This is a genomic window from Brevundimonas fluminis (genome assembly GCF_003934285.1).
Lineage (GTDB): Bacteria > Pseudomonadota > Alphaproteobacteria > Caulobacterales > Caulobacteraceae > Brevundimonas > Brevundimonas fluminis.
The window spans coordinates 791,180-817,034 of the sequence record NZ_RQWJ01000002.1 but is presented as its reverse complement, the minus strand read 5'-3'; the positions used below and the strand labels follow the sequence as shown (position 1 = coordinate 817,034).

Here is a 25,855-nt window from a genome sequence, read left to right as displayed (position 1 = left end):
GGCTTTCCGCGGCATTCGCAAGGCCGCGCACCGGATCGGGGTCACATGTTCGGATAGTTCGGCCCGCCGCCGCCCTCCGGCGTGGTCCAGACGATGTTCTGGGACGGATCCTTGATGTCGCAGGTTTTGCAGTGGACGCAGTTCTGGGCGTTGATCACGAAGCGCGGATCGCTCTTCGCCGCCTCGTCGCCGTAGACGACCTCGTAGACGCCCGCCGGGCAGTAGAGACGCGCGGGCTCGCCGTACTTCGGCAGGTTGACCCGGATCGGGATCGACGGGTCCAGCAGCTTAAGATGCGCGGGCTGGTCCTCGGCGTGATTGGTGTTGGAGATGAAGACCGACGACAGCTTGTCGAACGACAGCTTTCCGTCCGGCTTCGGGTAGGCGATCGGCTTGTGATCCTTCGCCAGACCGGTCGAGGCGGCGTCGGTCTTGCCGTGCTTCATGGTCCAGGGAACGGTCAGGCCGGTCAGCGACCCCAGCCACATCTCCATGACGCCGAAGGCGCCGCCCAGGGTGGTGCCGAACTTCGACAGATAGGGCTTGGCGTTGCGGACGAGCTTGAGCTCCTTCGCGACCCAGCTGGTCTCGTAGGCGGCCTGATAGGCGTCGAGCACGTCGCCGGAGCGGCCGGCCATGACGGCGTCCCAGGCCGCGTCGGCGGCCATCATGCCGGTCTTCATGGCGTTGTGGCTGCCCTTGATGCGCGGCACGTTCACGAAGCCGGCCGAGCAGCCGATCAGCGCGCCGCCCGGGAAGGCCAGCTTCGGCACGGACTGGAAGCCGCCCTCGGTGATCGCGCGCGCGCCGTAGGAGACGCGCGTGCCGCCCTCCAGATGTTCGGCGATGGCCGGGTGATGCTTGAAGCGCTGGAACTCGTCGAACGGCGACAGCCAGGGGTTCCTGTAGTTCAGGTGCACGACGTAGCCGATGGCCACGTATCGGTCGCCGAAATGGTAGAGGAAGGAGCCGCCGCCGGTGTTCTCGTCCAGCGGCCAGCCGGTGGTGTGCTGGACCAGGCCGGGACGGTGCTTCTCCGCCGGGACCTGCCACAGCTCCTTCAGACCGATGCCGAACTTCTGAGGCTCGGAGGCGTCGCAGAGGTGATGCTTGGCCATGATGGTCTTGGCCAGCGAGCCGCGGACGCCCTCGGCGATGAAGACGTATTTGCCGTGCAGTTCGATCCCGGGCTGGAAGTCGTCGGTCGGCCTGCCCTCGCGGTCGACGCCGAAGATGCCGGCGACGACCCCCTTCACGCGGCCGGTCTCCTCTTCCCAGACCACGTGGCTGGCGGCCATGCCGGGATAGACTTCCACGCCCAGCGCCTCGGCCTGCTCGCCCAGCCAGCGGGTCAGGTTGGCGAGGGAGGCGATCCAGCAGCCGTCGTTGTGCATGATCGGCGGCAGCAGCGGCATCGGGATCTCGGCCTGGCCGGCCGGCCCGAGAAGCAGGAAGCGGTCCTTCGTGACCGGCGTCTCCAGCGGCGCGCCGCGATCCTTCCAATCCGGGAACAGTTCGGTCAGCGCCTTCGGATCGATGACCGCGCCGGACAGGATGTGACCGCCGATCTCGGCCGACTTCTCCAGCACCGCGACGCTGATCTCCTTGCCGGCGGCGGCGGCCCTCTGCTTCAGGCGGATGGCGGCGGACAGGCCGGCCGGGCCGGCGCCGACGACGACGACGTCGTATTCCATGACCTCGCGCTCGACGCCGGTCAGCGCTTCAAGCGCGGGCAGCCTGTCGATCACCGCGTCCTGCCAGGCCGTCTTCGCCCCGCCTTCGCGCTCTTGATCGGTCATGGGCCGCGTCCTCGTGTTTACGGAGTTTCGACCCTTATCGGGAGGTGACGCAGGGACGGTCAAGGATTAGTCCTGAGCGGAATGATCGCACCCGCCGCCGACTCGCGCGCCGTCGAAGCGCTGATGGCCTTCTGGGCAGAGGCGGGGGTGGACGCGTGCTTCGAGGACGCGCCCGTCGACCGGCTGAGGCCGATCAGCCCGGCGGCGGCGGCGGCGAAGTCCGGCGGAGCGGCGACGGCGTCGCCCCTGCGCGTCGCCGCGACCGGCGGGATCGCCGACGCCATGGCCGAGGCTCGAAGGGCGGCGGCCGCGGCGCTGGATCTGGAGCAGCTGCAGGCGGCGATCGCGGCGTTTCAGGGCTGCCCGCTGTCGACCATGGGCGCGCGTCAGGCGGTGTTCGGACGGGGCGACCCGGCCGGCGGCCTGCTGGTCGTCGGCGAGGGTCCCGGGGCGGAGGAGGACCTGAAGGGTCAGCCGTTCGTGGGCAAGGCGGGGCAGTTGCTGGACCGGATGCTGGCCGCCGCCGGCCTGACCGATCGCGCCTTCATCACCAACACCGTCTACTGGCGCCCGCCGGGAAACCGCACTCCGACGGCCGAGGAACAGGCGGTCTGCGCGCCTTTCCTCGAGCGGACGTTCGAGTTGATGCGGCCGAAGGCGGTGCTGACCCTGGGCGCGGCGGCGGCGCGGCAGGTGCTGAAGACCGACGAGGGCATCACCCGCGCGCGGGGCGTCTGGGGCGAGTGGCGGCTGGCGGAGGGCGACGTGTCGGCGCCGGTCATGCCCACGCTTCACCCCGCCTTCCTGCTGCGCCAGCCGCAGGCCAAGCGGGAGGTTTGGGCCGACCTGCTGGACGTCGCCGCGCGATTCGACGCGGCGCAGTGACTCAAAACCGCCCCATTGGGCCGGAATTTCGGACGGGCGCCGGGCTGGCGCCCGGCTTGCCGCGAGGGCGGCCGAAGTGAGGGGGTCCGTTCGTTTCGGGACGCCCGGTGACCGCTCGGGGAGGGCCGCCATGATCCGACGACTCGCCGCAGGCCTGATCGTGGCCGCCGCCCTTGCGCCCGCCCTGCCCGCGGCGGCGCAGATCAGCGCGCTGAGCCCGTCGGACCGGCTGAGCTACACCACCGCCTTCGACTCCCTGCGACGCGGCGAACTGGACGCGGCGCGCGACCAGGCGCGGACGGCGGGCGACCGCATCCTGCTGGGCACCATCGAGTTCGAGCGGCTGTTTCACGCCGATCACGTGGCGACCTTCGAGGAACTGACCGCCTGGCTGGAGGACTACGCCGACCTTCCGGAGGCGCCGCGCGCCTATGCGCTGGCCATGCGGCGGCGGCCCGACGGCGCGCCGGAGCCGCGACGGCCGCGCGGCGTGGAATCCGAGGCCGGATCGGACGCCGGCAAGGCGGCCCGCGTCGCCTTCAACGCCGACGACCTGACGGGCGCCTACGACACGGGCGTGGCCATCGGCGACTGGTGGACGGCGGGCCTCTCGGCCTGGCGGCTGGGCCGGTACGAGGAATCCTACCTGGCTTTCGAGCGGGTGGCCGAGAATCCCGTCGAGGACGCCTGGGTCCGGGCCGGCGCCGCCTTCTGGGCCTCGCGGGCGGCGGAACGGGCCGGCCGGCCGCACATGGTCCAGCCGATGCTGCGGCTGTCGGCGCGCTGGCCGGCGACCTTCTACGGCCAGATCGCCCTGCGCCGGCTGGGCGTCGAGCCGGTGATCGAGAACCTGGGCGGCGGCCCGCGGCCCTACGCCGCCGACCGCGTCGCCGCGCCGGAATTCGAAGGTCTGCCCGAAGGGTTGAGCGTCGAGGCCCTGCAGCGGTTCGTGGAGCGCGACGCGCAGGCGCGGCGGACCGTGGCCCTGATCGAGGTCGGGCGCACCACGGACGCGCGGGTCGAGTACGCCCGCGGCTGGCGCGACGCGCGGAACCCCGACGACGCCCTGATGTGGCGGGGACTGGGCCGGGTGCTGGCCCCCCAGCTGACGCCGCGCAACAGCGAGGCCGAGCGCATCGACGCCGCGCGCTATCCCATCCCCGACGTGCAGCCGGAGGGCGGCTTCACCATCGAGCGGTCGCTGGTCTACGCCGTCGCGCGCAAGGAGACCGGCTTCAATCCGCGGGCGGTCTCCAGCGCCGGCGCCTACGGCATGATGCAGGTGATGCCGACCACGGCGGCGGAGATGACCGGCGACCGCGGCTTCGTCACCGACCCGCGCCGCCTGTGGGACGCGCCGGTGAACCTGCGGCTGGGCCAGGGCTACATCCTGCGCATGCTGGGGCTGACGGCGTTCGAGGGCGATCTGCTGCGCGTCGTGCCCAGTTACAACGCCGGGCCGGGGCCGATGCTGGGCGCGATCCGCAGGTTGGGGCCCGACGCCGACCCCCTGCTGCTGATCGAGACGATCGACGTGCCGCAGGCGCGCGACTACGTCGAGAAGGTGGTGGCGGCCTACTGGATCTATCAGCGCATCCAGGGACGGCCGCTGAACACCCTGGACGCGGTGGCCGCGGGCGCGGACGGCGTTCCGCTGTCGCTGGACTTCGTGCCGGAACCGATCGCGCCGCCCGTCGAGGGACGGCCGGAGGAGACCGCGCCGCCGACGCAGCCGACGCTGCGGTTCTAGATCAGGCTGGTCAGCAGGATCGCCGAAAGGCAGCAGGCGACCAGGATCGCCACGAACACGCTCATCCCGGCGGAAGCCGCGGGTGAGGCGCTGCGGGGATCGAGCGGCGGGCGCATGGTCGGCTCCAGGGTTCGGACGCGAACGAGCTCGCGACCTGAATGCGGCATGATGCGGGCCGTTCCCTTAAAACGGCGTTCGACGAAGCAGTTAACGTGAAGCCGTTGCGAGGCGGACCCACTCGAGAAAGTCGGGCTGGTCCAGAAGCGCTTCGCAGTACGCGCGGGCCGCCCCGTCGTCGCCGTGCGCCTGCAGGTCGATCTGATAATGGCGGATGCGGGCGGCAACCGGGGTGAAGAAGGCGTCGGCGATCGACCACTCGCCGAACAGCCAGGGTCCGCCGGCGCCGAAGCGGACGCGCATGGTGCGGAAGATCTCGACAAGACGGCGCACGTCGGCGGCGACCGCTTCGCCCTTCGGCGGCGGCGCGCGATCCGGGCCGACCATGGTGTGGATGACGCCGTCGGCGTCCGGGCCCATGGAGCAGTCGGTGCGGAGGGCCATGAAGCCGGAATGCATCTCGCAGGTGACGGACCGGGCCAGCCAGCGGGCGTGAGGGTCCGAGGGCCAGAGCCCGGCCTCGGGGAAGCGCTCGGCGGCCCAGACGCAGATCGACAGGGAGTCCCAGATCGTCTCGCCGTCGACCTTGAGGAGCGGCACCTTGCCGGAGGGCGAGATGTCGGCCAGCCGTTCCTTCCAGTCGCCGCCGTAGAGCGGGATCTCGGTGACGGTGAAGTCGGCGCCGCAGCGCTTCAGCACCAGCCACGGACGCAGCGACCAGGTCGAGAACTCCAGATTGCCGAGAATGAGTTCCACGGGGCCGCCTCCTGAAGATTGAGGGTTCGGCATAGCTTCCACCGCCGCGCGCGACCAGCCGCCGACGCCCGAGATTGCGGGGCCGATCCACAAGCGGCGCTTGACTCAGGGGGCTGCGGCTCCGACACCCCGCGCCCATGATCAGCCGCTATTCCCGCCCCGAAGCCGTCGCCATCTGGTCGCAGGAGACCAAGTATTCGATCTGGTTCGAGATCGAGGCCCACGCCGCCGCCAAGATGGCCGAGCTGGGCGTGATCCCCGTCGAGGCGGCCGAGGCGATCTGGGCCAAGGGCAAGGACGTCGTCTGGGACGCCGACCGCATCGACGAGATCGAGCGCACGACCAAGCACGACGTCATCGCCTTTCTGACGCACGTGTCCGAGACCGTCGGCGAGGAGGCGCGCTTCCTGCACCAGGGCATGACGTCGTCGGACGTGCTGGACACCTGCTTCGCGGTCCAGCTGGCGCGGTCGACCGACCTGCTGCTGGGCGGCGTCGACCGCGTGCTGGCGGCGCTGGAGGCGCGCGCGAAAGAACACAAGGACACGGTCTGCGTCGGCCGCAGCCACGGCATCCATGCCGAGCCGGTGACCTTCGGCCTGAAGCTGGCCGGCTACCACGCCGAGTTCCAGCGCGCGCGGCGACGCCTGGTCGCGGCGCGGGAGGAGATCGCGACCTGCGCCATCTCGGGCGCGGTCGGCACCTTCGCCAACGTCGATCCGGCGGTGGAGGAATACGTGGCGCAGAAGATGGGCCTGCAGGTCGAACCGGCGTCGACCCAGGTCATCCCGCGCGACCGGCATGCGGCCTGGTTCGCCGCGCTGGGCGTCGTCGCCAGCTCGATCGAACGGCTGGCCACCGAGATCCGCCACCTGCAGCGCACCGAGGTGCTGGAGGCGGAGGAGTTCTTCGACAAGGGTCAGAAGGGCAGCTCGGCCATGCCGCACAAGCGCAACCCGATCCTGACGGAAAACCTGACCGGCCTGGCCCGGCTGGTGCGCTCGGCCGTGGTGCCGGCGATGGAGAACGTCACCCTGTGGCACGAGCGGGACATCAGCCACTCGTCGGTCGAGCGCGGCATCGGGCCGGACGCCAGCATCCACCTGGACTTCGCCCTGCACCGGCTGGCGGGCGTGATCGAGCGGCTGAACGTCTATCCGGAGAACATGCGCAAGAACCTGGACCGTCTGGGCGGCCTCGTCTTCTCGCAACGGGTCATGCTGGCCCTGACCCAGGCGGGCGTCAGTCGCGAGGACGCCTATGCCGCGGTGCAAGAGAACGCCATGAAGGTCTGGCGCGGCGAGGGGGCGTTCCTCGACTTCCTCAAGGCGGATGCGCGCGTCACCCTGCCGCATGCAGAGCTCGAGGCCCTGTTCGACCTCGGCTACCACACCAAGCACGTGGACACGGTGTTCCGGCGGGTGTTCGGCGAGGGTTGACCACCCTGCGGTCTCATGTCGCGCCGCCGCATCCTTTCGGCGGCTCGGCAGTATCTCCGGCACGCCGCGATCAACGCGGCCGCTCAGGAGATTCAGAATGACCATGCGTTTCGCCGGCCTCGCCGCCGTTTCCGCCGCCGCCCTGCTGGCGGCCGCCTGCTCGCCGTCCACCGAAGAAACCGCCCCGGCCACGGACGCGGCCGCGCCGGCGGACGGCGCCATGACCGCCGAGGCGCCGGCCGCCACCGGCAACATCGTGGCCGTGGCCCAGGGCAACGGCGACTTCTCGACCCTGGTCGCCGCCGTGACCGCCGCCGGCCTGGCCGAGACGCTGTCGGGCCCCGGTCCGTACACCGTCTTCGCGCCGACCAACGCCGCCTTCGAAAAGGTGCCGGCCGCCACGCGCGACGCCCTGATGGCCCCGGCCGGCAAGGCAGACCTGACCAGGATCCTGACCTATCACGTGGTGCCGGGCCGGGTGGACGCCGCGGCGCTGACCCAACAGATCCAGCAGGGCGGCGGCTCCGCTGCCCTGACCACCGTTCAGGGCGGAACGCTGACCGCGCGCGCCGGCGCCGACGGCTCGGTCACCCTGACCGACGCGGCCGGCAACACGTCGCGGGTCGTGACCACGGACGTGGCCGCCACCAACGGCGTGATCCACGCCATCGACACTGTGGTGATGCCGAACTGACGGCGTTCGTCCGGGGCCGCTCCTGAGGAGGAGGCGGTCCCGGGCCCGGCGCGACGCTCTCTCGCGCCAAAGGAAAAGGCCGCGGTCACGCCGACCGCGGCCTTTTCGATTCGTCGTGGCGAGGATCAGCTTCCGGCGCGGATCTCATCGCGGGCGATGGAGGCCAGCTCGTCCATCTTGGACCGGATTTCGCCCTCCGACACGCTGATGCCCGAGCCGCGGAAGTCCTGGTCCAGCTTGCGGAACACGTCCTCGTCGCCGGGCTGTTCGAAGTCGGCGCGGACCACGGCCCTGGCGTAGTCCTCGGCGCTTTCCGGGGACAGGCCCATCTTCTCGGCCGCCCACAGCCCCAGCAGCTTGTTGCGCCGGGCCATGGCCTTGAACTCCTGCTCCTGATCGAGGGCGAACTTGGTCTCGAAGCCCTTTTCCCGATCGTCGAAGGTGGTCATTCCCGTACGCAAGCTCCTGAAGCGCCGCCGCGGCCGCGCGATGGGGCGTCTATAGCCCCTCCCCGTTCCAACGCAACCAAAGTCGACGGGTCCCCCGCAAAGCGCGGAATTGTGTCGCAGGGACGCTTCGTTTAAGGGGGGCGGCGACCTATACCTCCCCCCGACGTCCGAATCCGCCTGCGCCCCCGTCAGCCCTTCCGCCGACGGCGCGCGATCCGCGTTTCCGGGCCGACCAGTCCGATCGGGACCGACATGAACGTGAAACGCAAGAAGCTGTACGAAGGCAAGGCCAAGATCCTCTACGAAGGACCTGAGCCGGGCACGATCATCCAGTACTTCAAGGACGACGCCACCGCCTTCAACGCCCAGAAGAAGGCGACGCTGGAGGGCAAGGGCGTCATCAACAACCAGATCAGCGAGTTCATCATGAGCAAGCTGAACGGGATCGGCGTCACCAATCACTTCATCAAGCGCCTGAACCTGCGCGAGCAGCTGATCCGCGAATGCGAGATCATCCCGCTGGAGGTGGTCTGCCGCAACGTGGTGGCCGGATCGATGAGCCAGCGGCTGGGCATCGAGGAGGGCACGCCCCTGCCCCGCTCGATCATCGAATTCTACTACAAGAAGGACGAGCTCAACGACCCCATGGTCACCGAGGAGCACATCACCGCCTTCAACTGGGCCTCGACCCAGGAGCTGGACGACATCCTGGCCATGACCGTGCGGGTGAACGACTATCTGTCGGGTCTGTTCGCCGGCGTCGGCATCACCCTGGTGGACTTCAAGATCGAGTTCGGCCGCATCTGGGAAAACGACTACAGCCGCATCATCCTGGCCGACGAGATCAGCCCGGACAGCTGCCGCCTGTGGGACACGGCCACCGGCAACAAGCTGGACAAGGACCGCTTCCGTCGTGATCTGGGCGACGTGATCGAGAGCTACACCGAGGTGGCCCGCCGCCTGGGCATCATGAAGGGCATGCCGACGGTGATTCAGGGGGGACTGCACTGATGGCGAAGGTTAGCGTGCACGTCTTTCTGAAGCCCGGCGTGCTGGACGTGCAGGGCAAGGCCGTCGAAGGCGCCCTGAACGGTCTGGGGTGGACCGGCGTGTCCAACGCCCGCGTCGGCAAGCTGATCGAGTTCGACATGGCCGAGCCGGACGAGGCCGAGGTCAAACGCATGTGCGAGACGCTGCTGGCGAACACGGTGATCGAGGGCTACCGGATCGAGGTCGGCTGAGGCACGTTCCCTCCTGATCCAGGAACCGGAGCGCGCCATGACCTTCACCCTGACCTCCAACGACCTGACCGACGGCGGCGTGCTGCCGGACGCCCAGGTGCAGGCGAAAGGGAACACCAGCCCGCATCTGGCCTGGTCCGGCGCGCCGGAGGGGACGAAGTCGTTCGCGATCACCTGCTTCGATCCCGACGCGCCGACGGGCTCGGGCTTCTGGCACTGGACGGTGGCGAACATCCCGGCGGACGTGAGCGAGATCCCAACGGGCGGCCCCGTTCCGAAGGGCGCGGTCGAGGGCCGCACCGACTACGGCGAGCCCGGATTCGGCGGCGCCGCGCCGCCTCCGGGTCATGGGCCGCACCGCTACGTCTTCACGGCGTTCGCGGTGGACGTGGACGAATTGCCGGTCACGCCGGAGGACTCCGGCGCCAAGTACGGATTCAACCTGCACTTCCACACCCTGGCCAAGGCGTCGATCACGGCGACCTATGAGAACAAGGGCGACTGACAGACTCGCGGCGGTCTGCTACACGCCCGCGCCATGAGCGCCGCCGTCATCGTCTTTCCCGGGTCCAACTGCGATCGCGACTGCAAGGTCGCCGTGGAGCGCTCAACGGGCGAGCGGGTCGAGATGGTGTGGCACGGGGAGACCGAGCTGCCGAAGGGCCTGGACCTGATCGTTCTTCCGGGCGGTTTTTCCTACGGCGACTATTTGCGTTGCGGGGCCATGGCGGCGCAGTCGCCGATCATGCAGGCGGTGAAGACGGCCGCCGACGACGGCGTGGCCGTGGTGGGCATCTGCAACGGCTTCCAGATCCTGTGCGAGGCCGGGATGCTGCCCGGGGCCCTGCTCCGGAACGCCGGGCTGAAGTACGTCTGCAAGCCCATCACCCTGCAGGTCGCCAACGGCCAGACGCGCTTCACCAGCGGCTATCAGGGCCGGCGCGAGGTGGTGATGACGCAGGGCAACGGCGACGGAAACTATTTCGCCGACGCCCAGACGCTGGCGCGCCTCGAGGGCGAGGGCCAGGTCGTGTTCCGCTACGTCGACAACCCGAACGGCTCGGTGGCCGACATCGCGGGCATCCAGAACGCGCGCGGCAACGTGCTGGGCATGATGCCCCACCCCGACCGCGCCTTCGAGGCGGAACTCGGCTCCGCCGACGGGGCGGTGCTGTTCCAGAGCGTGCTGAACGCCGCCTGACGCGTTGGGGGCGAATGTTCGCCGGCGCGAAACCCGTGATTGACAGACTGCCGCCCACGCTGTTCCCCTCGTCGCACCGTCTGGGGGGAGTACATCGATGAAATTGAAGCTGCTGGGCCTCATGGGGGCCTTGTGCCTGAGCGCGTGCGCCGATCCTTACGTCGCGACGCCGTACGACCGCGCCGCGTCGCAGGTCGACCGCATGGTGATCATGGACGACGCGATGCCTGAAAAGGCGATCGCCTACGAAGTCGCCTCGGTCGGATCGAACTTCGGCCTGATCGGGGCCCTGGTGGACGCCGGCATCCAGGCCGAGCGTCAGGATGCGGTGAACGACGCGCTGCGCGAGGTGTCCTTCGACGCCGAAGGGGAGCTGGAGACCCTGCTGATGCGGGAGATCGGTCAGGAGGGCTATGAGGTCGCCCTACTGCCCAGCGGCGCGCGCGCCAAGCGCGACTGGCTGCCGGCGCACTCAGGCGCGCCCGAGGGCGTGGACGCCTATCTGGACGTGGCGGTGATCGAGTACGGCTACATGTCCCCCGGCGCGGGACAGCCGTTCCGCCCCTACGTCTGGGCCAAGGTGAAGCTTGTCGGCGCGGCGGACGGTTCCCTGCTGATGGAGAACCAGATCGTCTACAATCCCCTGAACGTGGTCGAAGGCGTGATCACCATTCCGCCGAACCCCGAGTTCTTCTTCAACAACCGCAGCGCCCTGCTGGCGGACAAGGCGCGTCTGGCGGCCGGCATCGAGGACGCCCTTCAGCGGGTGGCCGAGACCTCGGCCCAGCTGCTGCGGTGACGGCCATGCGCGCACTGCTGCTGGCGGGGTTGGTCCCCGCCCTGGGCCTCGCCGGATGCGCCACCACGGTCGAGCCGCCGCCCCCGCCCCTGCTGGCGTGGGACCGGGCCGACTGCGACGCGTCGCCCGATCTCGGCCGGACGGTCAGCCTGACGCCGAAGAAGGAGACGGCGGTCCACGTCGTCTCCACGCCTCTCGGATACGGCTCGCCGTGCCTCTCCCAAGAAGGCGGCGCCGGGCCGTACGTCGTTTACGCCCTGCCGACCGACCTGGACGACAAGACGCTGATCGTCGGAGGCCTGCTGGGCTACGACCGCATCTTTTCGCCGCGCGTGCGCGTGCTGGACGCGGAGGGCCGCGAGACCCGCGGCTTCGTCGATTCGGACTGGTTCAGCCGCGGCCCGGTCTATTCGGTCCAGTTTCGGCCGAGGCCGGGAGACGCCTTCGTCGTGGTGTCCGCGGATCCGTCCCGGGTCGGCCGAACGGAGAGCGCGATCAACGTCGGGACCAACACGACGGTGATCTACACCGGCTACGGCGCCAGCAACTGGACCACTGGCCAGGAGCGCCACGCCACGCGGGTGTTCGCCTATGACGGCGAGGTCCGGGTGACGATCAACGACACCGACACCGAGGAAGACCCGGACCGCTGAGGCGGCCCGGGTCCGTCGCCGGATCAGACGCCGGCGCCGTCTTCCTCGTCTTCGTCGTCGCCCTGAACGGCCACGTCGCCGTCCAGCGCCTCGACGTCGTCTTCCTCGTCCTCGTCGTCGAGGTCGGTGACCTCGTCCTCGTCGGCGGCCATGTCGACGCCCGGATCGGCCTGGGCGTTCAGCTCGCGGGCGCCCATGCCAAGGCCCTGCTCGCGGCCGCGGTTGGCTTCGACCGTCTCGTCGAGACCGGCGGTTTCGTCGTCGTCATACTGGCTGTTCAGCGTCCCGGCGTCGGTCTGGGCGGCCAGCATGCCGTCGCGCTCGGGCTGGGGCCGGGATTGCGGGGTCTGGTTTTCCTGGGCCATCTCTCGTCTCTCTCCTGAAAGCGCCCTCGGGGAGGTGCGGGCGTCGAGGCGAGAACCGCGGCGAATCGCCCCCGTTCCAGCGTCACCGCAAACAAATCTGAACCCGCGTACGGTCCCGCGCGTATCTGTGCGAGCCTCAAGCGGAGCCGTAGATGTCCTCGATCGTCCGACCCACCGCCGCCCAGAAGACGCGCCGCCTGGTCGTGCTGGCGGCGACCCTGTTCGCCATCATCGTCAACTACGGGATCAACGCGGTCGGCTGGGGCCAGAGTCCGGCGGAGTTCTCGCAGGATTCCGACGAGAACCTGCGGGTCGCCAGCTACGCCTTCTCGATCTGGGGCCTGATCTTTCTCGGTCTGCTGGTCTACGCGATCCGGCAGGTGCTGCCGCAGACGGGCGAGAGCGAGCCGATCCGGCGCATGGGGTGGCCGTCGGTGGCGGCCCTGCTGGGCATCGGGTGGTGGACCGTGGCCGCGGCGCTGGACGCGGAACTGGCGACGATCCTGTTGATCTTCGGCTCTCTGATCGTGCTCCTGGTCCCGTTGCTGGGCAACGCGGCCCTGATCCGCGGGCTGGGCCGGTTGGATCGGGACAGGACGACCGTGGTCTGGCCGCTGGCGGCGCTGGCGGGATGGCTGACGGTGGCCTCGCCGGTGAATCTGCTGACGGTCGTGACGGGCAACGGCGGCCTCCCGGCCGGCGTCGACCCGGTGATCTGGTCCCTTCTGGCGGTCGGGGCGGTGACGCTGCTGGGCCTGTGGGTGACGGAACGGACGCGGACCCTCGCCTATCCGCTGCCCATCTCCTGGGGTCTGGTCGCCGTGTTCGCGGCCGAGCAGGAGCGGAACCCGCTGCTCGCCTTCGGCGCGCTGGGCGCCGCCGGCGTGGTCCTGGTGGGCGCGGTGATCCTCGCGATGGGGCTCAGGCGCGGCGTGGAGCGCACGGACGCGTCGCACGGCTGACAGGCGGGGCGACGCGGGCTAGAAGGCCCGCCCATGAGCGCACCCGAGAAGTCCATGGCCGAGCTGGCCGCCGAGTACGGCCTGGCTCCGAACGAATACCAGATCGTGCTGGATCGACTGGGGCGCGAGCCCAACCAGGTCGAGCTGGGCGTGTTCTCGGTGATGTGGTCGGAGCACTGCAGCTACAAGTCGTCGAAAATCCATCTGGGCAAGTTCCCGACCAAGGGGCCGCGGGTGATCTGCGGGCCCGGCGAGAACGCCGGGGTCATAGACATCGACGACGGCGACGCCTGCATCTTCAAGATGGAGAGCCACAACCACCCCAGCTTCATCGAGCCCTACCAGGGCGCGGCGACGGGCGTGGGCGGCATCATGCGCGACGTCTTCACCATGGGCGCGCGGCCCGTGGCCCTGCTGAACGCCCTGCGCTTCGGCGACCCGTCGCACGAGAAGACGCGGCGGCTGGTGAGCGGCGTGGTGTCGGGCATCGGGGGCTACGGCAACTGCGTCGGCGTGCCGACCGTGGCGGGCGAGACCAACTTCCACGCCGGCTACAACGGCAACATCCTGGTCAACGCCATGTGCGTGGGCCTGGCGAAGTCGGACGCCATCTTCTACTCGGCCGCGCCGGCCGCGGGCCACTCGGTGGTCTATTTCGGTTCCAAGACCGGCCGCGACGGCATCCACGGCGCGACGATGGCGAGTGCGGAGTTCGACGAGGATTCCGACGAGAAGCGCCCGACCGTCCAGGTCGGCGACCCCTTCGCCGAGAAGCTGCTGATCGAGGCCACCCTCGAACTGATGGCGTCGGGCGCGGTGGCCGCGATCCAGGACATGGGCGCGGCCGGGCTGACCAGCTCCTCGGTCGAGATGGCCGGCAAGGGCGGCGTCGGCATCGAGTTGAACATGGACGCCGTGCCGCAGCGCGAAGAGGGCATGACGGCGTACGAGATGATGCTGTCGGAAAGCCAGGAGCGGATGCTGGCGGTGCTGAAGCCGGGCCGCGAGGCGGACGGCGAGCGCATCTTCAGGAAATGGGGCCTGGACGCCGCGACCATCGGCGTGACCACCGACACCGGCCGTCTGGTGCTGAAGCATCACGGCGAGGTCGTCTGCGACGTGCCGCTGGCGCCGCTGTTCGACGACGCGCCGATGTACGACCGGCCCTGGGTGCAGCCCGAGTTGCAGCCGCGCCTGTCGCCGCAGGAGGTGCCCGCGCCCGACAGCTGGCCCGACGCGGTCCTGAGCGTCGTCTGCTGTCCCGACATGGCGTCCAAGCGCTGGATCTGGGAGCAATACGATCGCCACGTGATGGCCGACACCCTGCACGACTCCGCCACCGGCGCCGACGCGGGCGTGGTGCGGGTGCACGGGACGGACAAGGGTCTGGCGGTCACCAGCGACTGCACCCCCCGCTACGTCCAGAACGACCCGTACGAGGGCGGGAAACAGTGCGTCGCCGAGGCCTGGCGGAACCTGACGGCCGTCGGATCGCGGCCGATCGCCATCACCGACAACCTCAACTTCGGCAACCCGCAGCGCCCGGAGATCATGGGTCAGATCGTGTGCGCCATCGACGGCATGGCCGAGGCCTGCCGCGCGCTGGACTTCCCCGTCGTGAGCGGCAACGTCAGCCTCTACAATGAGACCAACGGGGCCGCGATCCCTCCCACGCCGACCGTCGGCGGAGTCGGACTGCTGCCCAACTACGACACCGTTTGCGGCTTCGGCGGCATGGTCGAGGGCGACGTGCTGGTGCTCATCGGCGAGACGCACGGGGAGCTGGGCGCCTCGATCTATCTGCGCGAGGTGCTGGGCCGCGAGGACGGCGCGCCGCCGCCCGTCGACCTGGCGCTGGAGCGCAGGACGGGCGACTTCGTGCGCGGGCTGATCGAAGCCGGCGACCTGACCTGCGTCCACGACCTGTCGGACGGCGGCCTGATCGGCGCGGCGGCGGACATGGCCCTGGCCAGCGACTGCGGCGTGGAGCTGGACGCGACCAGCCACGCCCACGCGCACGTCCTGCTGTTCGCCGAGGATCAGGCGCGCTACCTGACCGCCGTCGCCGATCCGGTCGATCTGATCGCCAGGGCCCAGGCCGCGGGCCTGCATGCCAGCGTCGTGGGCCGGGCCAAGGGCACGGACTTCGCTTCGGCCGGCGAGAAGGGCGAGCTGTTCCGCATCCCGCTGGCCCACCTGCGCGAGATGCACGAGAGCTGGCTGCCGGCGTGGATCGAGGGCCGGGCGTGATCCGCGCCGCGGCCCTGATCGCCGTCCTGACCCTCGCGGGCTGCGAGACGGCGGAGCCGCCGGCGGTTCGCGAGGGCTGCGACGTCGAGGTCAGCTTCGGCAGCTACGCCATGGGCGTCGACCGCGACCTGCGGGCGCGGATCGTCGCCTTCGTCGACGGCAGCGAGGACGTGGTCGACGCCGTCGAGACGCCATGGGGCCGCGAGGGCGAGAGCACCCTGTGCGTCCAGGCCGCAGGCGCTTCGGCGACCGACCGCGTCTACGTCCGCATCGCCGGCCTGATCCCCGCGCAGAGCGAGCGGGCGCCGACCACCGTGACCCACCGAGACGGCCGCACCAAGTCGTCGACCCTGCCGCCGAGGAGCTGACCATGAAGCGCCTGCTGATCGCCCTGCCCGTCCTGCTGCTGACCGCGTGCGAGGGCGGCGGCGATCCGGTCGAGCAGGCCATGCGCGACGCCTCGGCCGAGCGCCACGCCGCGACGGTGAAGGACGGCGAGACGTCGGGCGCCCACCCGACCGGGCACGGACCGGCCAGCCCCGGTGCAGGCGACGCAGCCTTCGCGGCGTCGGAAAGCTCGATGCATCGGAAGATGGCCGACGCTTCGGGCGCCACCGTCGACGAGGCCTACATCGCCAAGATGATCGCGCACCACGAGGGCGCGGTGGAGATGGCCGAGGTGGCGCTGGCGAACTCGAAGGACCCCGAGATCCGCCGCATGGCCCGGGCCGTGATCGACGCCCAGACGCGCGAGATCGCCGAGATGCGGGCGTGGAAGCCGGCGGCGGCCAACTGACGCGGGGCCTTATCGCGGTCACCCGGCAGGCCTAGACTCCCCGCATGGCCGACGGTTCTCCCGCCTTTCGCCCGTGGACGCCCCGGCGGCGGACGAGGCCGCTGGGCCTGATCCCGTTCTTGTGGGTCGGGTGGCGCGATCCGCTGGGCATGTGGTCCGAGCGCCATTTCCGCGAGCCGCAGCTGCACGGCGACTCCGCCCTGGGCGAGATCCTGGTGGTCAGCCATCCGGAGGGCGTGCGTCACGTCCTGTCGGCCAACGCCGCCAACTATGAGAAGGGCGCGCTGCAGCGCCGGGTGCTGGGGCCGATGCTGGCCGACGGCCTGCTGCTGACCGAGGGGGAGGCGTGGCGACGGGTCCGCCGCATCCTGGCGCCGCTGTTCACGCCGGCGCGCACGGCGACGATGTCCGGACGCATGGCGGATCGGTCGCGGCGACGCGTCGAGGGCTGGCGGCTGGATCTGGGACCTCGCGTGCTGAACCTCGACACCGAGATGTCGGGACTGACGTTCGACATCCTGTCGGCGACCCTGTTCTCCGACCAGCTGGACGGCGACGCGCGGGGATTCGAGAAGGCGCTGAACTCCTACCTCTCCCTGGCCGCGCGGATCGACCCGCTCGACGTGCTGGCGGCGCCGGACTGGATCCCGCGATTGGGCCGCATCACCGGTGCGGGAGCCGGTCGCTTCTTCGAAACCCGCGTGTCGGCGCTCGTCGCGCGGCGGCGCGCGCAGATCGAGGCCGGCGAGCGGGTCGCCGACGACCTGCTGACCGCCCTGCTGAACGCCCGCGACGAGGACGGCGGCGACGGCCTGTCGGATCACGAGGTGGCCTCGAACGTGCTGACCTTCATTCTGGCGGGCCATGAGACGACGGCGCGGACGCTGGGCTGGGCGCTGCACCTGATCAGCCGGGCGCCGGACGTCGCAGCGCGCCTGCGCGACGAGGCCGACCCGTTCGACCCGGACGCCCCGGACTGGGCCGAGCATCTGCCGTGGACGCGCGCGGTGATCGAGGAGGCCATGCGCCTGTTCCCCCCGGCGCCGACGCTGGCGCGTCGGGCGCTGGGTCCCGATGTGGTCGGCGGGCAGGAGATCAAGGCCGGCGCCACCGTGCTGATATCGCCCTGGGTGCTGCACCGGCATGAGCTGCTGTGGGACGCGCCGCAAGAGTTCCGGCCCGAACGGTTCCTGCCCCGGACCCGCAAGGCCATCGACCGCTGGACCTACATTCCCTTCAGCGCCGGGCCCCGCGTCTGCATCGGCGCGACCTTCGCTCTCAATGAGGCGATGATCGCGCTGGCGACGATCCTCAAGGCGGCGGAGGTCGAGCCCATCGCGCCGGCGGAGCCGCGGCCGGTGCACCAGATCACGCTGCGCAGCGCCCGGCCCATCCGCCTGCGGCTGCGCGCCCGGGCCTAGACAGAACCGTCACGATCGGCCGGTATCCGGGAGCGAAATCCGGAGACCCTGCCCATGCGCCTGCCCGTCCCTTCGCGTCGCTCGCTGATCCTTGCGCTGGGCGGGGGCGTGGCCGCGTCCGGACTGGCGCGCGGAGCGCTGGCCGATCCGGTTTGGGCGGAATATCCCTTCCAACTGGGCATCGCTGCGGGAGACCCGACGCCGGACGGCTTCGTGATCTGGACGCGACTGGCGCCGCGCCCGCTGGAGATCGGCCACGGCATGCCCTCAGCGGCCGTGCCGGTGAAGTGGGAGGTGTCGGCCGACCGCGGCTTCGGCACGATCGTGCGCTCGGGGGAGGCCGTCGCGCGGCCGGAACTGGCGCACGCGGTCCACGTCGAGGTCGAGGGTCTGCAGCCCGGCCGCGAGTATTTCTACCGCTTTTCGTCCGGCCGCGAGCGCACGCCGTACGGCCGGGCCGTGACGGCGCCGGCGGCGGGCGCGGCGGTCGCACGCGCCCGCTTCGGCGTGGTCGGCTGCCAGGCCTATGAGCAGGGCTTCTACACCGCGCACCGCAAGGCCGCGGCCGAGAACCTCGATTTCATCTACTGCTACGGCGACTACATCTACGAGGGCCGCGGCAACCGGACCTACACCGGCTCGGGCGGGACCATCGAAAACCCCCGCATGCACCTGGGCGGCGAGGTCTATTCGCTGGACGACTATCGCCGCCGCTACGCCCAGTACAAGCTGGACCCGGACCTCCAGTCCTCGCACGCCTCGACGGCGTGGTTCTGCACGTGGGACGACCACGAGATCGACAACAACTGGGTCTCGGCCCTCGATCAGGACGGCACGGACCCGGCCGTCTTCATGCTGCGGCAGCAGGCGGCCATGCAGGCCTTCTACGAGCACATGCCGCTGAGGCGCTCCGCCTTCCCCCGGGGGTCGGCGACGCAGCTGTACCGCCGGGCGTCGTGGGGCGGCCTGATGGACCTGCACCTGCTGGACACGCGCCAGCATCGCACCGACCAGCCGTGCGGCGACGCCTGGGCGACCACCTGCGCGGCGGTCGACGCCTCGGAGGCCCAGGTGCTGGGCGAGGCGCAGGAGCAGTGGCTGTACCGGGGACTGGACCAGAGCCGCGCCCGGTGGAACGTGCTGGCGCAGCAGATCATGATGATGGATCTGGACCGCAAGGAAGGGCCGGACCTCGGCTTCAACGTGGACACCTGGGCCGGCTATCGCATTCCGCGCAACCGGCTGCTGAAGCGGATTCAGGACCGGCGGATGAAGAACGTCGTCGTTCTGACCGGCGACGAGCACCAGAACTACGCCGGCGAGCTGCATCTGAACGGCCGCGAACCGTCGGCCGCGCCGATCGCCAGCGAGTTCGTGACCACGTCGATCAGCTCCTCGGGCGACGGGCAGGACCAGCGCGCGGACGGCCGCCGCTATCTGGCCGACAACCCCTTCCTGAAGTTCAACAACGCCCAGCGCGGCTACGTCGTCTGCGACGTGACGCCGGAGGCGTGGCGGACCGAGTTCAAGGTCCTGGACAAGGTGTCGGAGAAGGGCGGCACGCTTTCGACACGCGCGACGATGGTCGTCCAGTCGGGCGATGCGCGGGTCCTGCCGGCCTGACGAAATCGTGCTCCGCGCCCGCCGGGGGCGGTGCTAGCCTTCGCCGATCACCGGAGGAGGAAGCCATGCGCGGACTGTCCGACCAGGAGATGGCGGCGCTGACGCCGGCCGAGCGCAGCGAGCCGCGAACGCCCCTGCCCGTGCGGATGGTGTCTTCGGAGGAGTACCGACCCGTCGCGCAGAGCCGCAGGCAGCGCGAGGCGGAGATGCGCCTCTACGCGCTGGCCGACGCCGTGGCGCCGAAGCTGGGCATGAGCCGGCGGCGCTTCTTCCAGACGGCGTCGGGTATGGCGGCCGGGTTCGCGGCCCTGAACGGCGCCTTCGGTCCCGTGTTCGATGTGGGGACGGCCGAGGCGTCGACGCCGGAGCTGGCGGACGAAAGGGCGAGGGCCCTGTCCGGCCAGTTCATCATGGACATGCACACCCATTTCCTGCGCGACGACACGCGGCTGACGAACTTCGTGCGGTTGCGGGAGTCGGTCGCGGCGCAGGGCTGGAACCCGCAGCTGTCGGCGTCGGGCGCCCAGACCATCGAGGACCTGAAGTTCGACAACTACTTCAAGGAAATCTTCCTCGACAGCGACACCAAGATCGCCCTGATTTCCTCGGCGCCGTCGGACATTCCCGAAGACTGGTTCCTGACCAACCGGCAGATGGCCGAGGCCAGGGCGAAGGTGAACGCGGAGGCGGGCGGCGTGCGGATGATGAGCCACGCCATCATGACGCCGGGCGCGCCCGGCTGGCTGGACGATCTGGCCGCCGCGCTGGAGCTGAAGCCGGACTCGGTCAAGGGCTACACCGTCGGCGACAACACCCACAAGGAGACCGCGAAGCATCCCTGGCGCATGGATTCGGAAGAGACCTATCGCGGCTATGAGCTGATGGCCGCGGCGGGGGTGACCACCGTCTGCGTGCACAAGGGACTGTGGGGGCGCGGGGCGGACCAGAGGTTCCCGGACCTGGCGCCTTTTGCCCGCGTCGACGACGTGGCGCAGGCGGCGAAGGACTGGCCGGGGCTGAACTTCGTCATCTACCACTCGGCCTACCGGCTGGACGATCCGGAGTGGGCGCTGGCCGAGTTCGAGCGAACGGGCCGCATCGACTGGGTCACCGACCTGGCGGAAATCCCGGAGAAGCACGGGGTCACGAACGTCCACGGCGACCTGGGCCAGATCTTCGCCCAGACCCTGATCGCCGAGCCGCGCATGTGCGCCGCCATCATGGGCACGCTGATCAGGGGGCTGGGGGTCGAGCGCGTCTGCTGGGGCACCGACGCGGTCTGGACCGGCTCGCCCCAGTGGCAGATCGAGGGGCTGCGCCGGCTGGAGATCCCCGAGGACATGCGTCGCGCCCACGGCTTCGCCGAACTGGGCGCCGCCGACGGACCGGTGAAGGCCGCCGTCTTCGGCGGCAACAACGCCCGGCTCTATGGCGTGGACGTGCCGACGGTGGAAGCGCGCGTGGCGGGCGACCGGTTCGCGGCGATCAAGGCGGACTATCTGGCCGCGGGGCCGCAGCCGTCGAACCGGCGCTACGGGTTCGTGGCGCGGGGGTGATCGCCCTTCCGCCCGCGCCACGCGTCATCGAGCCGGAGAACGAAGGTCAGGATCACGCCGAGGCCGGACAGAAAGCTGCCCATCAGCACCGCCACTGCTGCCTGAATGAGCGGGAAATTGCCGAGAGGAGAGTCGTCCGCGGGAACGGCAAGCCAGTAGTTCACGGTTCCCTGAGACGCCGCGTGGAGGGCCCCGATCAAAGGCAGACAAGCCAACAGATGGGTGAAGGCGAACGCGGTCTGTCTCAAGCGCCCTCGCATGGCCAAATCCACGATCACCACGACGAAGGTCATGACCGCGAGCGTCAGTCCGAGCTTGCTGGCCCAGTCGATCGCCGGATCCAGCCCATGCAAGATGGCGGACATCCCCAGCCGACCATGGTTTTCCCCGCCCACAGCCTCGGCAACTTCTGGTGCGACCATGCCCACCGCTCCCTGACCTTTGGCGAGAATGGCGCCGGCTCTATTGAGTGACCAGCCCGTCCGCCATTGTCATCCCGGCCGAGCCGAAGGCGAGAGCCGGGACGGTCGCGTGCATCCTTGGAGCGCCCGGACGGCGCGGAGCGGCGAGCCGGGCCACGGCTGGCCAATGCCGACCCTAGCTCCGGGTCGCCTTGGTCGCCCGGAGCGCGCACAAGAAAGCCCATGCCCGTCCCGGCTCTCCGCCGCTGCGCGGCTGCGGCCGGGATGACGAGGATCAAGCCAGCGTCGGAACCGCCCGCCTCAACCTCCCGCCGACGCGGATCGGCTCGATCCGCGTGGCCAGACCGGTGCGGTCGTCCGTCTCGACGTAGACGCCGCAGATGGTGGCCGGACCCGATGCCGGGCTGTAGCGGCCGCCGCTGATGCGGGTGGTGAAGCGGCGCAGCGGCTCTTCCTTCTCATTGCCGATGACCGAGTCGTAGTCGCAGCAGCCGCCGGCGTCCGTCTGGTACGCCGTGCCGCCCGGAAGGATCTGGCAGTCGGCGGTGGGCACGTGGGTGTGGGTGCCGACCACCAGACTGGCGCGACCGTCGCAGAAGTGGCCCATCGCCATCTTCTCCGACGTCGCCTCGCAGTGCATGTCGACGATGATCGCGTCGGCGGCCATGCCGAGCGGGCAGGCGGCCAGCTCCTTCTCCACCGCGCTGAACGGGTCGTCCATCGGGTCCATGTGGACGCGGCCCAGCACGTTCATGACCAGAACGGTGCGGCCCGAGTGGGTCTCGAACAGATTGGCCCCGGCGCCCGGGGCGTCCATCAGGCGCGGATAGTTCAGCGGGCGGATCAGGCGCGGCTCGCGCACGATGTAGGTCAGGGCCTCGCGCTGGTCCCAGCTGTGGTTGCCCAGCGTCAGGCAGTCCGCGCCGGCCATGAACAGCTCGTTGGCCGTGTGTTCGGTGATGCCGAAGCCGCCCGCGGCGTTCTCTGCGTTGATCACCACGAAGTCGAGCTTCAGATCGCGCTTAAGCCCGGGCAGATGGTCGGAGATTCCGTCCCTGCCGGACTTGCCCACCACGTCGCCGAAAAAAGCCAGTCTCATCCGAAGGGCCTATAGCCCATCTCGGTCAGGACGCCATGCAGACGAACGTCGTGGGGCTCGACCTGCAGCCCTCCCACCTCCTGCCCGGCGTAGGCCAGGCCGACGCGGGTCGCGGCGGGCAGGGCGGCGAAGGTGCGGTCGTAGTGGCCTCCGCCCTGCCCCAGCCGCCAGCCTCGCGCGTCGAAGGCCAGCAAGGGCGTGACGATCAGGTCGGGCTCGACGCGTTCGGCCAACGGCAGAGGGGCGGGCACGCCCACCAGATCGGGCTCCAGCGGCTCGCCCGGCGCCCAGCGGCGGAAGATCATCGGGGCGTCGGGCTCCGCCACCACGGGCAAGCAGAGCTCGCGGCCGCCGGCGACGAGGGCGGCCGCCAGCGGCGCGGCGTCCAGCTCGGTGCCGATGGCGCGGTAGACGGCGACGACGGCCGCGGGAGGCAGATCACCGGCGTGATCGGCGACGCGATGGGCGACCGTCGCGTCCAGCCCGCTCAGCCGCTTGCGCTCGGCGCGCATGGCGGCCCGCAGTTCACGCTTGTCGGTCGGATGCGGGCTCACGGGCGAGCCATACGCCTTGCCCGCGTCGAGCGGTAGGCCCGGCCTCAGGCAGCGAGCGCCCGCGGCGCGAGCGTCAGGCCCACAGAAAAAGAGGTTGGCGGGGGCCGCGAGGGCCGTGAAGGACGGTTCAATCCCCTCGACCTGGCGAACCAGGTGGGCGCCGTAGTGCCCAGGCCCACGAGCCCGGACAGGGACAGCTCCCTTAGAGACGATTAAGGTCGCTGGGATGTGTTGCCTTCGACGAGAGCCGCAGCCGACCCGCCGGGGACGAAGATAGGCGCGACGGAGGGGCGGAACAATGGCGGGGTTTCCTGCGCCCTGTCATTCGCGACGCGGCCGCTCGCTGCGCGAGGCGTCAGATCGTCTGGGCCAGCTTCTCGAGGCGCGCCGCGACGGCGTTGAGCGCTTCGGCCACGCCGTCGTTGGCGGCGGGCGGGGGATCGCCGGCCGGGGTGACGACCCCGCCGGCGAGCCGCGTCTCGTGCAGTTCGTCGGCGAGAAGCAGCGCGGCCATCAGGAACAGGCGGATGTCGCCGACGTGGCCGACCTCGGACGCGACGCCGCGCACGTGGTCGTCGAACTGGCGCGCCAGCATGCGGACGCGGTCTTCCTGACCGTCGGCGCAACCGACGGCGTAGGGGCGGCCGTTCACTTCGACGGTGACGGTGGCCATCAGGCGGCCTCCCCGTCTTCGCCCAGGGCGTGACGGATGGCCTGGGCGGCGATGGCCAGGGCCTCGGACGCCTCGCGCCCGGCGGCCTCCAGCTCGGCGGTGCGGACGGGATCGACGCGCGGCGCGAACAGGTCGTCGTCGGCCACGGGACGGGCGGTGGCGGGGCGGGCTTTCAGGTCCAGAACCCTGCGCTCGAGCAGGGACAGGGCCCGATCGACCCTCTCCCGGGCGGCGGCGGCGGCGTCGGCCATGTGCCCTCCTTTCAGAATCCGTATAGAACCCGCCACGCCCGCGCGGTAAAGCGCCGCCGCCTCCCTTTTTTCCGCCCTCCGACGAAAGGTCCTCCCCGTGACCGGTCCCGAACCCGCATCCAAGGCGACCCCGAAGCAGATGGCCGACGCGATCCGCGTGCTGGCGATGGACGGGGTCGAGAAGGCGAAGTCGGGTCACCCGGGCATGCCGATGGGCATGGCCGACGTCGCGACGGTGCTGTTCAGCCGCTTCCTGAAGTTCGACGCGAGCCGGCCCGACTGGGCCGACCGCGACCGCTTCATCCTGTCGGCGGGCCACGGCTCGATGCTGATCTACGCCCTGCTGCACCTGACGGGCGTGAAGGCGGCGACGAAGGAGGAGTTGTCGAACTTCCGTCAGTGGGGATCGAAGACCGCGGGTCACCCCGAGTTCGGCCACATGCCGGGCGTGGAGACGACCACCGGCCCGCTGGGTCAGGGCCTCGCCAACGCCGTCGGCTTCGCCATGGCCGAGCGGCATCTGGCGGCGAAGTACGGCGACGATCTGGTCGACCACCGCACCTGGGTCATCGCCGGCGACGGCTGCCTGATGGAGGGCGTCAGCCAGGAGGCGATCACGCTGGCGGGCCGCTATCGCCTGAGCAGGCTGACCGTCCTGTGGGACGACAACGAGATCACCATCGACGGCAAGGTCGGACTGTCCGACGCAACCGATCAGAAGGGCCGCTTCAAGTCGGCCGGATGGGCGGTGAAGGCCGTCGACGGCCACGACATGCACGCGATCCGCGCGGCGATGAAGTGGGCGATCAGGCAGGACAAGCCGACCCTGATCGCCTGCAAGACCAAGATCGGCCGCGGCGCCGCCACCATGGAAGGCAGCCACAAGACGCACGGCGCGGCACTGGGCGCCGCCGAGATCGCCGCGACCCGGCTGGGCCTGTCCTGGACCCATGATCCGTTTGAGTTGCCGGAGGCGGTGGCCTCGGCCTGGAAGAAGGTCGGCCGTCGCGGGGCCAAGGTCCGCAAGGCCTGGGAGGCCAGGCTGGCAGCCCATCCGCAAGGCGCCGATTTCACCCGCGCCATGAACGGCGACCTGCCCGCCGACGCCTTCGACGCGCTGGACGCCGGGATCGCCGAACTGATCGAAACGAAGCCGGCGCAGGCCACCCGCGCCTCGTCGGGCGCCGCCCTGGCCAGGCTGTTCGGCGCCGTGCCGGAAATGATCGGCGGCTCGGCCGACCTGACGGGCTCGAACAACACCTTCGTGGCCGGCACGCCGATCCTGGACGCGCCCACCTATGAGGGGCGGTACGTCAACTGGGGCATCCGCGAGCACGGCATGGCGGCGGCCATGAACGGCATGGCGCTGCACGGCGGTGTCATCCCCTACGGCGGCACCTTCATGGTGTTCTCGGACTACAACCGACCCTCGATCCGGCTGGCCGCCCTGATGGGCATCCGCGTGATCCACGTGCTGACGCATGACTCGATCGGCGTGGGCGAGGACGGGCCGACGCACCAGCCGGTCGAGCATCTGGCGGCGCTGCGGGCCATTCCGAACCTGCTGGTGTTCCGCCCGGCCGACACGGTGGAGGCGTTCGAATGCTGGCGCGTCGCGCTGGAGACGAAGACCGCGCCGTCGGCCCTGGCCCTGTCGCGACAAAAGACCGACGCCGTGCGGACCACGGCCGCGTCGGAGAACCTGTCGGCCAAGGGCGCCTATGAGCTGCGCGGCGCGTCGGGAGAGGCCAAGGCGACCCTGTTCGCCACCGGCACCGAAGTGCCTGTCGCGCTGAAGGCGGCCGAGGCGCTGGAGGCCGAGGGCCTGCCCACCCGCGTCGTCTCGGTCCCGTGCTTCGAGCTCTTCGAGCGGCAGGACGCCGCCTATCAGGCGTCGGTCATCGGCCGCGGCACGGTGCGCGTCGCCGTCGAGGCCGGCATCAAACAGGGCTGGGAGCGCTTCATCGGCGAGGACGGCGGCTTCGTCGGCATGACCGGGTTCGGCGCCTCGGCCCCGGCGGAGGTGCTGTACGAGAAGTTCGGCATCACCGCCGAGGCGGTGGTCGCGGCGGTTAAGTCCAGACTCTGATCCCTCTCCCG

At 70.3% G+C, this 25,855-nt stretch carries 27 protein-coding genes and 1 other RNA gene; 18 read left to right on the top strand and 10 right to left on the bottom strand.

The genetic code is table 11. The features are described from left to right. Positions 1–41: 41 nt before the first annotated feature. Positions 42–1,694, bottom strand: coding sequence for an electron transfer flavoprotein-ubiquinone oxidoreductase (locus EFJ44_RS04705; protein ID WP_241209684.1), 1,653 nt, complete (start codon positions 1,692–1,694; stop codon positions 42–44). 186 nt (positions 1,695–1,880) lie between these two features. On the opposite strand from EFJ44_RS04705, the gene EFJ44_RS04700 reads away from it, so the two are divergent. Together EFJ44_RS04700 and EFJ44_RS04695 are read left to right on the top strand one after the other, a co-directional pair. Continuing rightward, a complete protein-coding gene (locus EFJ44_RS04700; RefSeq protein WP_125255999.1) occupies positions 1,881–2,684 on the top strand; it encodes a uracil-DNA glycosylase in 804 nt (267 codons plus the stop codon). Between the two features lie 130 nt (positions 2,685–2,814). Next, entirely contained in the window at positions 2,815–4,434 is a 1,620-nt protein-coding gene (locus EFJ44_RS04695) for a lytic transglycosylase domain-containing protein (protein ID WP_125255998.1), read from the top strand. A 207-nt stretch (positions 4,435–4,641) separates the two neighbouring features. On the opposite strand, the gene EFJ44_RS04690 is transcribed toward EFJ44_RS04695, so the two are convergent. Continuing rightward, complete coding sequence (locus EFJ44_RS04690; protein ID WP_125255997.1) at positions 4,642–5,307, bottom strand: glutathione S-transferase; 666 nt, start codon at positions 5,305–5,307, stop codon at positions 4,642–4,644. A 137-nt stretch (positions 5,308–5,444) separates the two neighbouring features. On the opposite strand from EFJ44_RS04690, the gene purB reads away from it, so the two are divergent. Together purB and EFJ44_RS04680 are read left to right on the top strand one after the other, a co-directional pair. Further along, positions 5,445–6,746 (top strand): adenylosuccinate lyase, encoded by a 1,302-nt coding sequence (gene purB, locus EFJ44_RS04685; RefSeq protein ID WP_125255996.1) that lies wholly within the window; start codon positions 5,445–5,447, stop codon positions 6,744–6,746. A 97-nt stretch (positions 6,747–6,843) separates the two neighbouring features. After that, positions 6,844–7,440, top strand: a complete 597-nt coding sequence (locus EFJ44_RS04680; RefSeq protein WP_125255995.1) for a fasciclin domain-containing protein — start codon at positions 6,844–6,846, stop codon at positions 7,438–7,440. Positions 7,441–7,565: 125 nt separating this feature from the next. Here the strand turns inward: EFJ44_RS04680 and EFJ44_RS04675 are convergent, their stop codons facing one another. Next, positions 7,566–7,889 carry a DUF1476 domain-containing protein gene (locus tag EFJ44_RS04675; RefSeq protein WP_206426861.1) on the bottom strand — a complete coding sequence of 108 codons (324 nt, stop codon included), beginning with the start codon at positions 7,887–7,889 and terminating at the stop codon, positions 7,566–7,568. Between the two features lie 252 nt (positions 7,890–8,141). Between EFJ44_RS04675 and purC the strand changes: the two genes are divergently transcribed. From purC to EFJ44_RS04645, 6 genes are all read left to right on the top strand, one after another. Next, positions 8,142–8,900, top strand: a complete 759-nt coding sequence (gene purC, locus EFJ44_RS04670) for a phosphoribosylaminoimidazolesuccinocarboxamide synthase (protein ID WP_125255993.1) — start codon at positions 8,142–8,144, stop codon at positions 8,898–8,900. Beyond that, positions 8,900–9,130 carry a phosphoribosylformylglycinamidine synthase subunit PurS gene (gene purS, locus EFJ44_RS04665; RefSeq protein WP_125255992.1) on the top strand — a complete coding sequence of 77 codons (231 nt, stop codon included), beginning with the start codon at positions 8,900–8,902 and terminating at the stop codon, positions 9,128–9,130. The genes purC and purS overlap by 1 nt, the downstream gene beginning before the upstream one ends. 37 nt (positions 9,131–9,167) lie before the next feature. Next, complete coding sequence (locus tag EFJ44_RS04660) at positions 9,168–9,635, top strand: YbhB/YbcL family Raf kinase inhibitor-like protein (RefSeq protein WP_125255991.1); 468 nt, start codon at positions 9,168–9,170, stop codon at positions 9,633–9,635. 33 nt (positions 9,636–9,668) lie between these two features. Then, positions 9,669–10,331, top strand: a complete 663-nt coding sequence (purQ, locus tag EFJ44_RS04655) for a phosphoribosylformylglycinamidine synthase subunit PurQ (protein WP_125255990.1) — start codon at positions 9,669–9,671, stop codon at positions 10,329–10,331. 97 nt (positions 10,332–10,428) lie between these two features. Continuing rightward, positions 10,429–11,130, top strand: coding sequence for a hypothetical protein (locus tag EFJ44_RS04650; RefSeq protein WP_125255989.1), 702 nt, complete (start codon positions 10,429–10,431; stop codon positions 11,128–11,130). A 5-nt stretch (positions 11,131–11,135) separates the two neighbouring features. Continuing rightward, complete coding sequence (locus EFJ44_RS04645; RefSeq protein ID WP_125255988.1) at positions 11,136–11,783, top strand: hypothetical protein; 648 nt, start codon at positions 11,136–11,138, stop codon at positions 11,781–11,783. A gap of 23 nt (positions 11,784–11,806) precedes the next feature. On the opposite strand, the gene EFJ44_RS04640 is transcribed toward EFJ44_RS04645, so the two are convergent. Then, on the bottom strand, positions 11,807–12,148 hold the full coding sequence (locus EFJ44_RS04640; RefSeq protein ID WP_125255987.1) for a hypothetical protein: 342 nt from the start codon (positions 12,146–12,148) through the stop codon (positions 11,807–11,809). Between the two features lie 152 nt (positions 12,149–12,300). Here EFJ44_RS04640 and EFJ44_RS04635 point away from each other — a divergent pair, with 152 nt between their 5' ends. From EFJ44_RS04635 to EFJ44_RS04605, 7 genes are all read left to right on the top strand, one after another. Further along, positions 12,301–13,110: a hypothetical protein gene (locus tag EFJ44_RS04635; protein ID WP_125255986.1), complete on the top strand. Its 810-nt coding sequence runs from the start codon at positions 12,301–12,303 to the stop codon at positions 13,108–13,110. A gap of 33 nt (positions 13,111–13,143) precedes the next feature. Beyond that, entirely contained in the window at positions 13,144–15,360 is a 2,217-nt protein-coding gene (purL, locus tag EFJ44_RS04630; RefSeq protein ID WP_125255985.1) for a phosphoribosylformylglycinamidine synthase subunit PurL, read from the top strand. Beyond that, positions 15,357–15,728: a hypothetical protein gene (locus tag EFJ44_RS04625; RefSeq protein WP_125255984.1), complete on the top strand. Its 372-nt coding sequence runs from the start codon at positions 15,357–15,359 to the stop codon at positions 15,726–15,728. Before purL ends, EFJ44_RS04625 begins: the two co-directional genes overlap by 4 nt. A 2-nt stretch (positions 15,729–15,730) precedes the next feature. Beyond that, positions 15,731–16,156, top strand: coding sequence for a DUF305 domain-containing protein (locus EFJ44_RS04620; protein ID WP_125255983.1), 426 nt, complete (start codon positions 15,731–15,733; stop codon positions 16,154–16,156). A gap of 44 nt (positions 16,157–16,200) precedes the next feature. Further along, entirely contained in the window at positions 16,201–17,577 is a 1,377-nt protein-coding gene (locus tag EFJ44_RS04615) for a cytochrome P450 (RefSeq protein WP_125255982.1), read from the top strand. A 54-nt stretch (positions 17,578–17,631) separates the two neighbouring features. Continuing rightward, positions 17,632–19,200, top strand: coding sequence for an alkaline phosphatase D family protein (locus EFJ44_RS04610; protein ID WP_125255981.1), 1,569 nt, complete (start codon positions 17,632–17,634; stop codon positions 19,198–19,200). A 65-nt stretch (positions 19,201–19,265) separates the two neighbouring features. Further along, a complete protein-coding gene (locus EFJ44_RS04605; protein ID WP_125255980.1) occupies positions 19,266–20,756 on the top strand; it encodes an amidohydrolase family protein in 1,491 nt (496 codons plus the stop codon). Here EFJ44_RS04605 and EFJ44_RS04600 read toward each other — a convergent pair. The 6 genes from EFJ44_RS04600 to EFJ44_RS04575 all read right to left on the bottom strand — a co-directional run bounded on the left by EFJ44_RS04600 (position 20,732) and on the right by EFJ44_RS04575 (position 23,755). Beyond that, entirely contained in the window at positions 20,732–21,178 is a 447-nt protein-coding gene (locus EFJ44_RS04600; protein ID WP_125255979.1) for a hypothetical protein, read from the bottom strand. The two genes, EFJ44_RS04605 and EFJ44_RS04600, sit on opposite strands and share 25 nt — an antisense overlap. Before the next feature lie 274 nt (positions 21,179–21,452). Further along, positions 21,453–22,277, bottom strand: a complete 825-nt coding sequence (locus EFJ44_RS04595; protein ID WP_125255978.1) for a TIGR00282 family metallophosphoesterase — start codon at positions 22,275–22,277, stop codon at positions 21,453–21,455. Next, the gene (locus EFJ44_RS04590; RefSeq protein ID WP_241209673.1) at positions 22,274–22,831 is read right to left on the bottom strand and encodes a 5-formyltetrahydrofolate cyclo-ligase; all 558 of its coding nucleotides are present in this window, start codon (positions 22,829–22,831) and stop codon (positions 22,274–22,276) included. The genes EFJ44_RS04595 and EFJ44_RS04590 overlap by 4 nt, the downstream gene beginning before the upstream one ends. A 97-nt stretch (positions 22,832–22,928) precedes the next feature. Beyond that, a non-coding RNA gene (ssrS, locus tag EFJ44_RS04585) (6S RNA) lies at positions 22,929–23,090 on the bottom strand. A gap of 96 nt (positions 23,091–23,186) precedes the next feature. After that, positions 23,187–23,504, bottom strand: coding sequence for a cell division protein ZapA (locus EFJ44_RS04580; protein WP_125255977.1), 318 nt, complete (start codon positions 23,502–23,504; stop codon positions 23,187–23,189). Beyond that, a complete protein-coding gene (locus EFJ44_RS04575) occupies positions 23,504–23,755 on the bottom strand; it encodes a hypothetical protein (RefSeq protein ID WP_125255976.1) in 252 nt (83 codons plus the stop codon). The genes EFJ44_RS04580 and EFJ44_RS04575 overlap by 1 nt, the downstream gene beginning before the upstream one ends. A 139-nt stretch (positions 23,756–23,894) precedes the next feature. On the opposite strand from EFJ44_RS04575, the gene tkt reads away from it, so the two are divergent. Then, positions 23,895–25,844, top strand: coding sequence for a transketolase (gene tkt / locus EFJ44_RS04570; protein WP_241209683.1), 1,950 nt, complete (start codon positions 23,895–23,897; stop codon positions 25,842–25,844). Positions 25,845–25,855 lie beyond the last annotated feature (11 nt).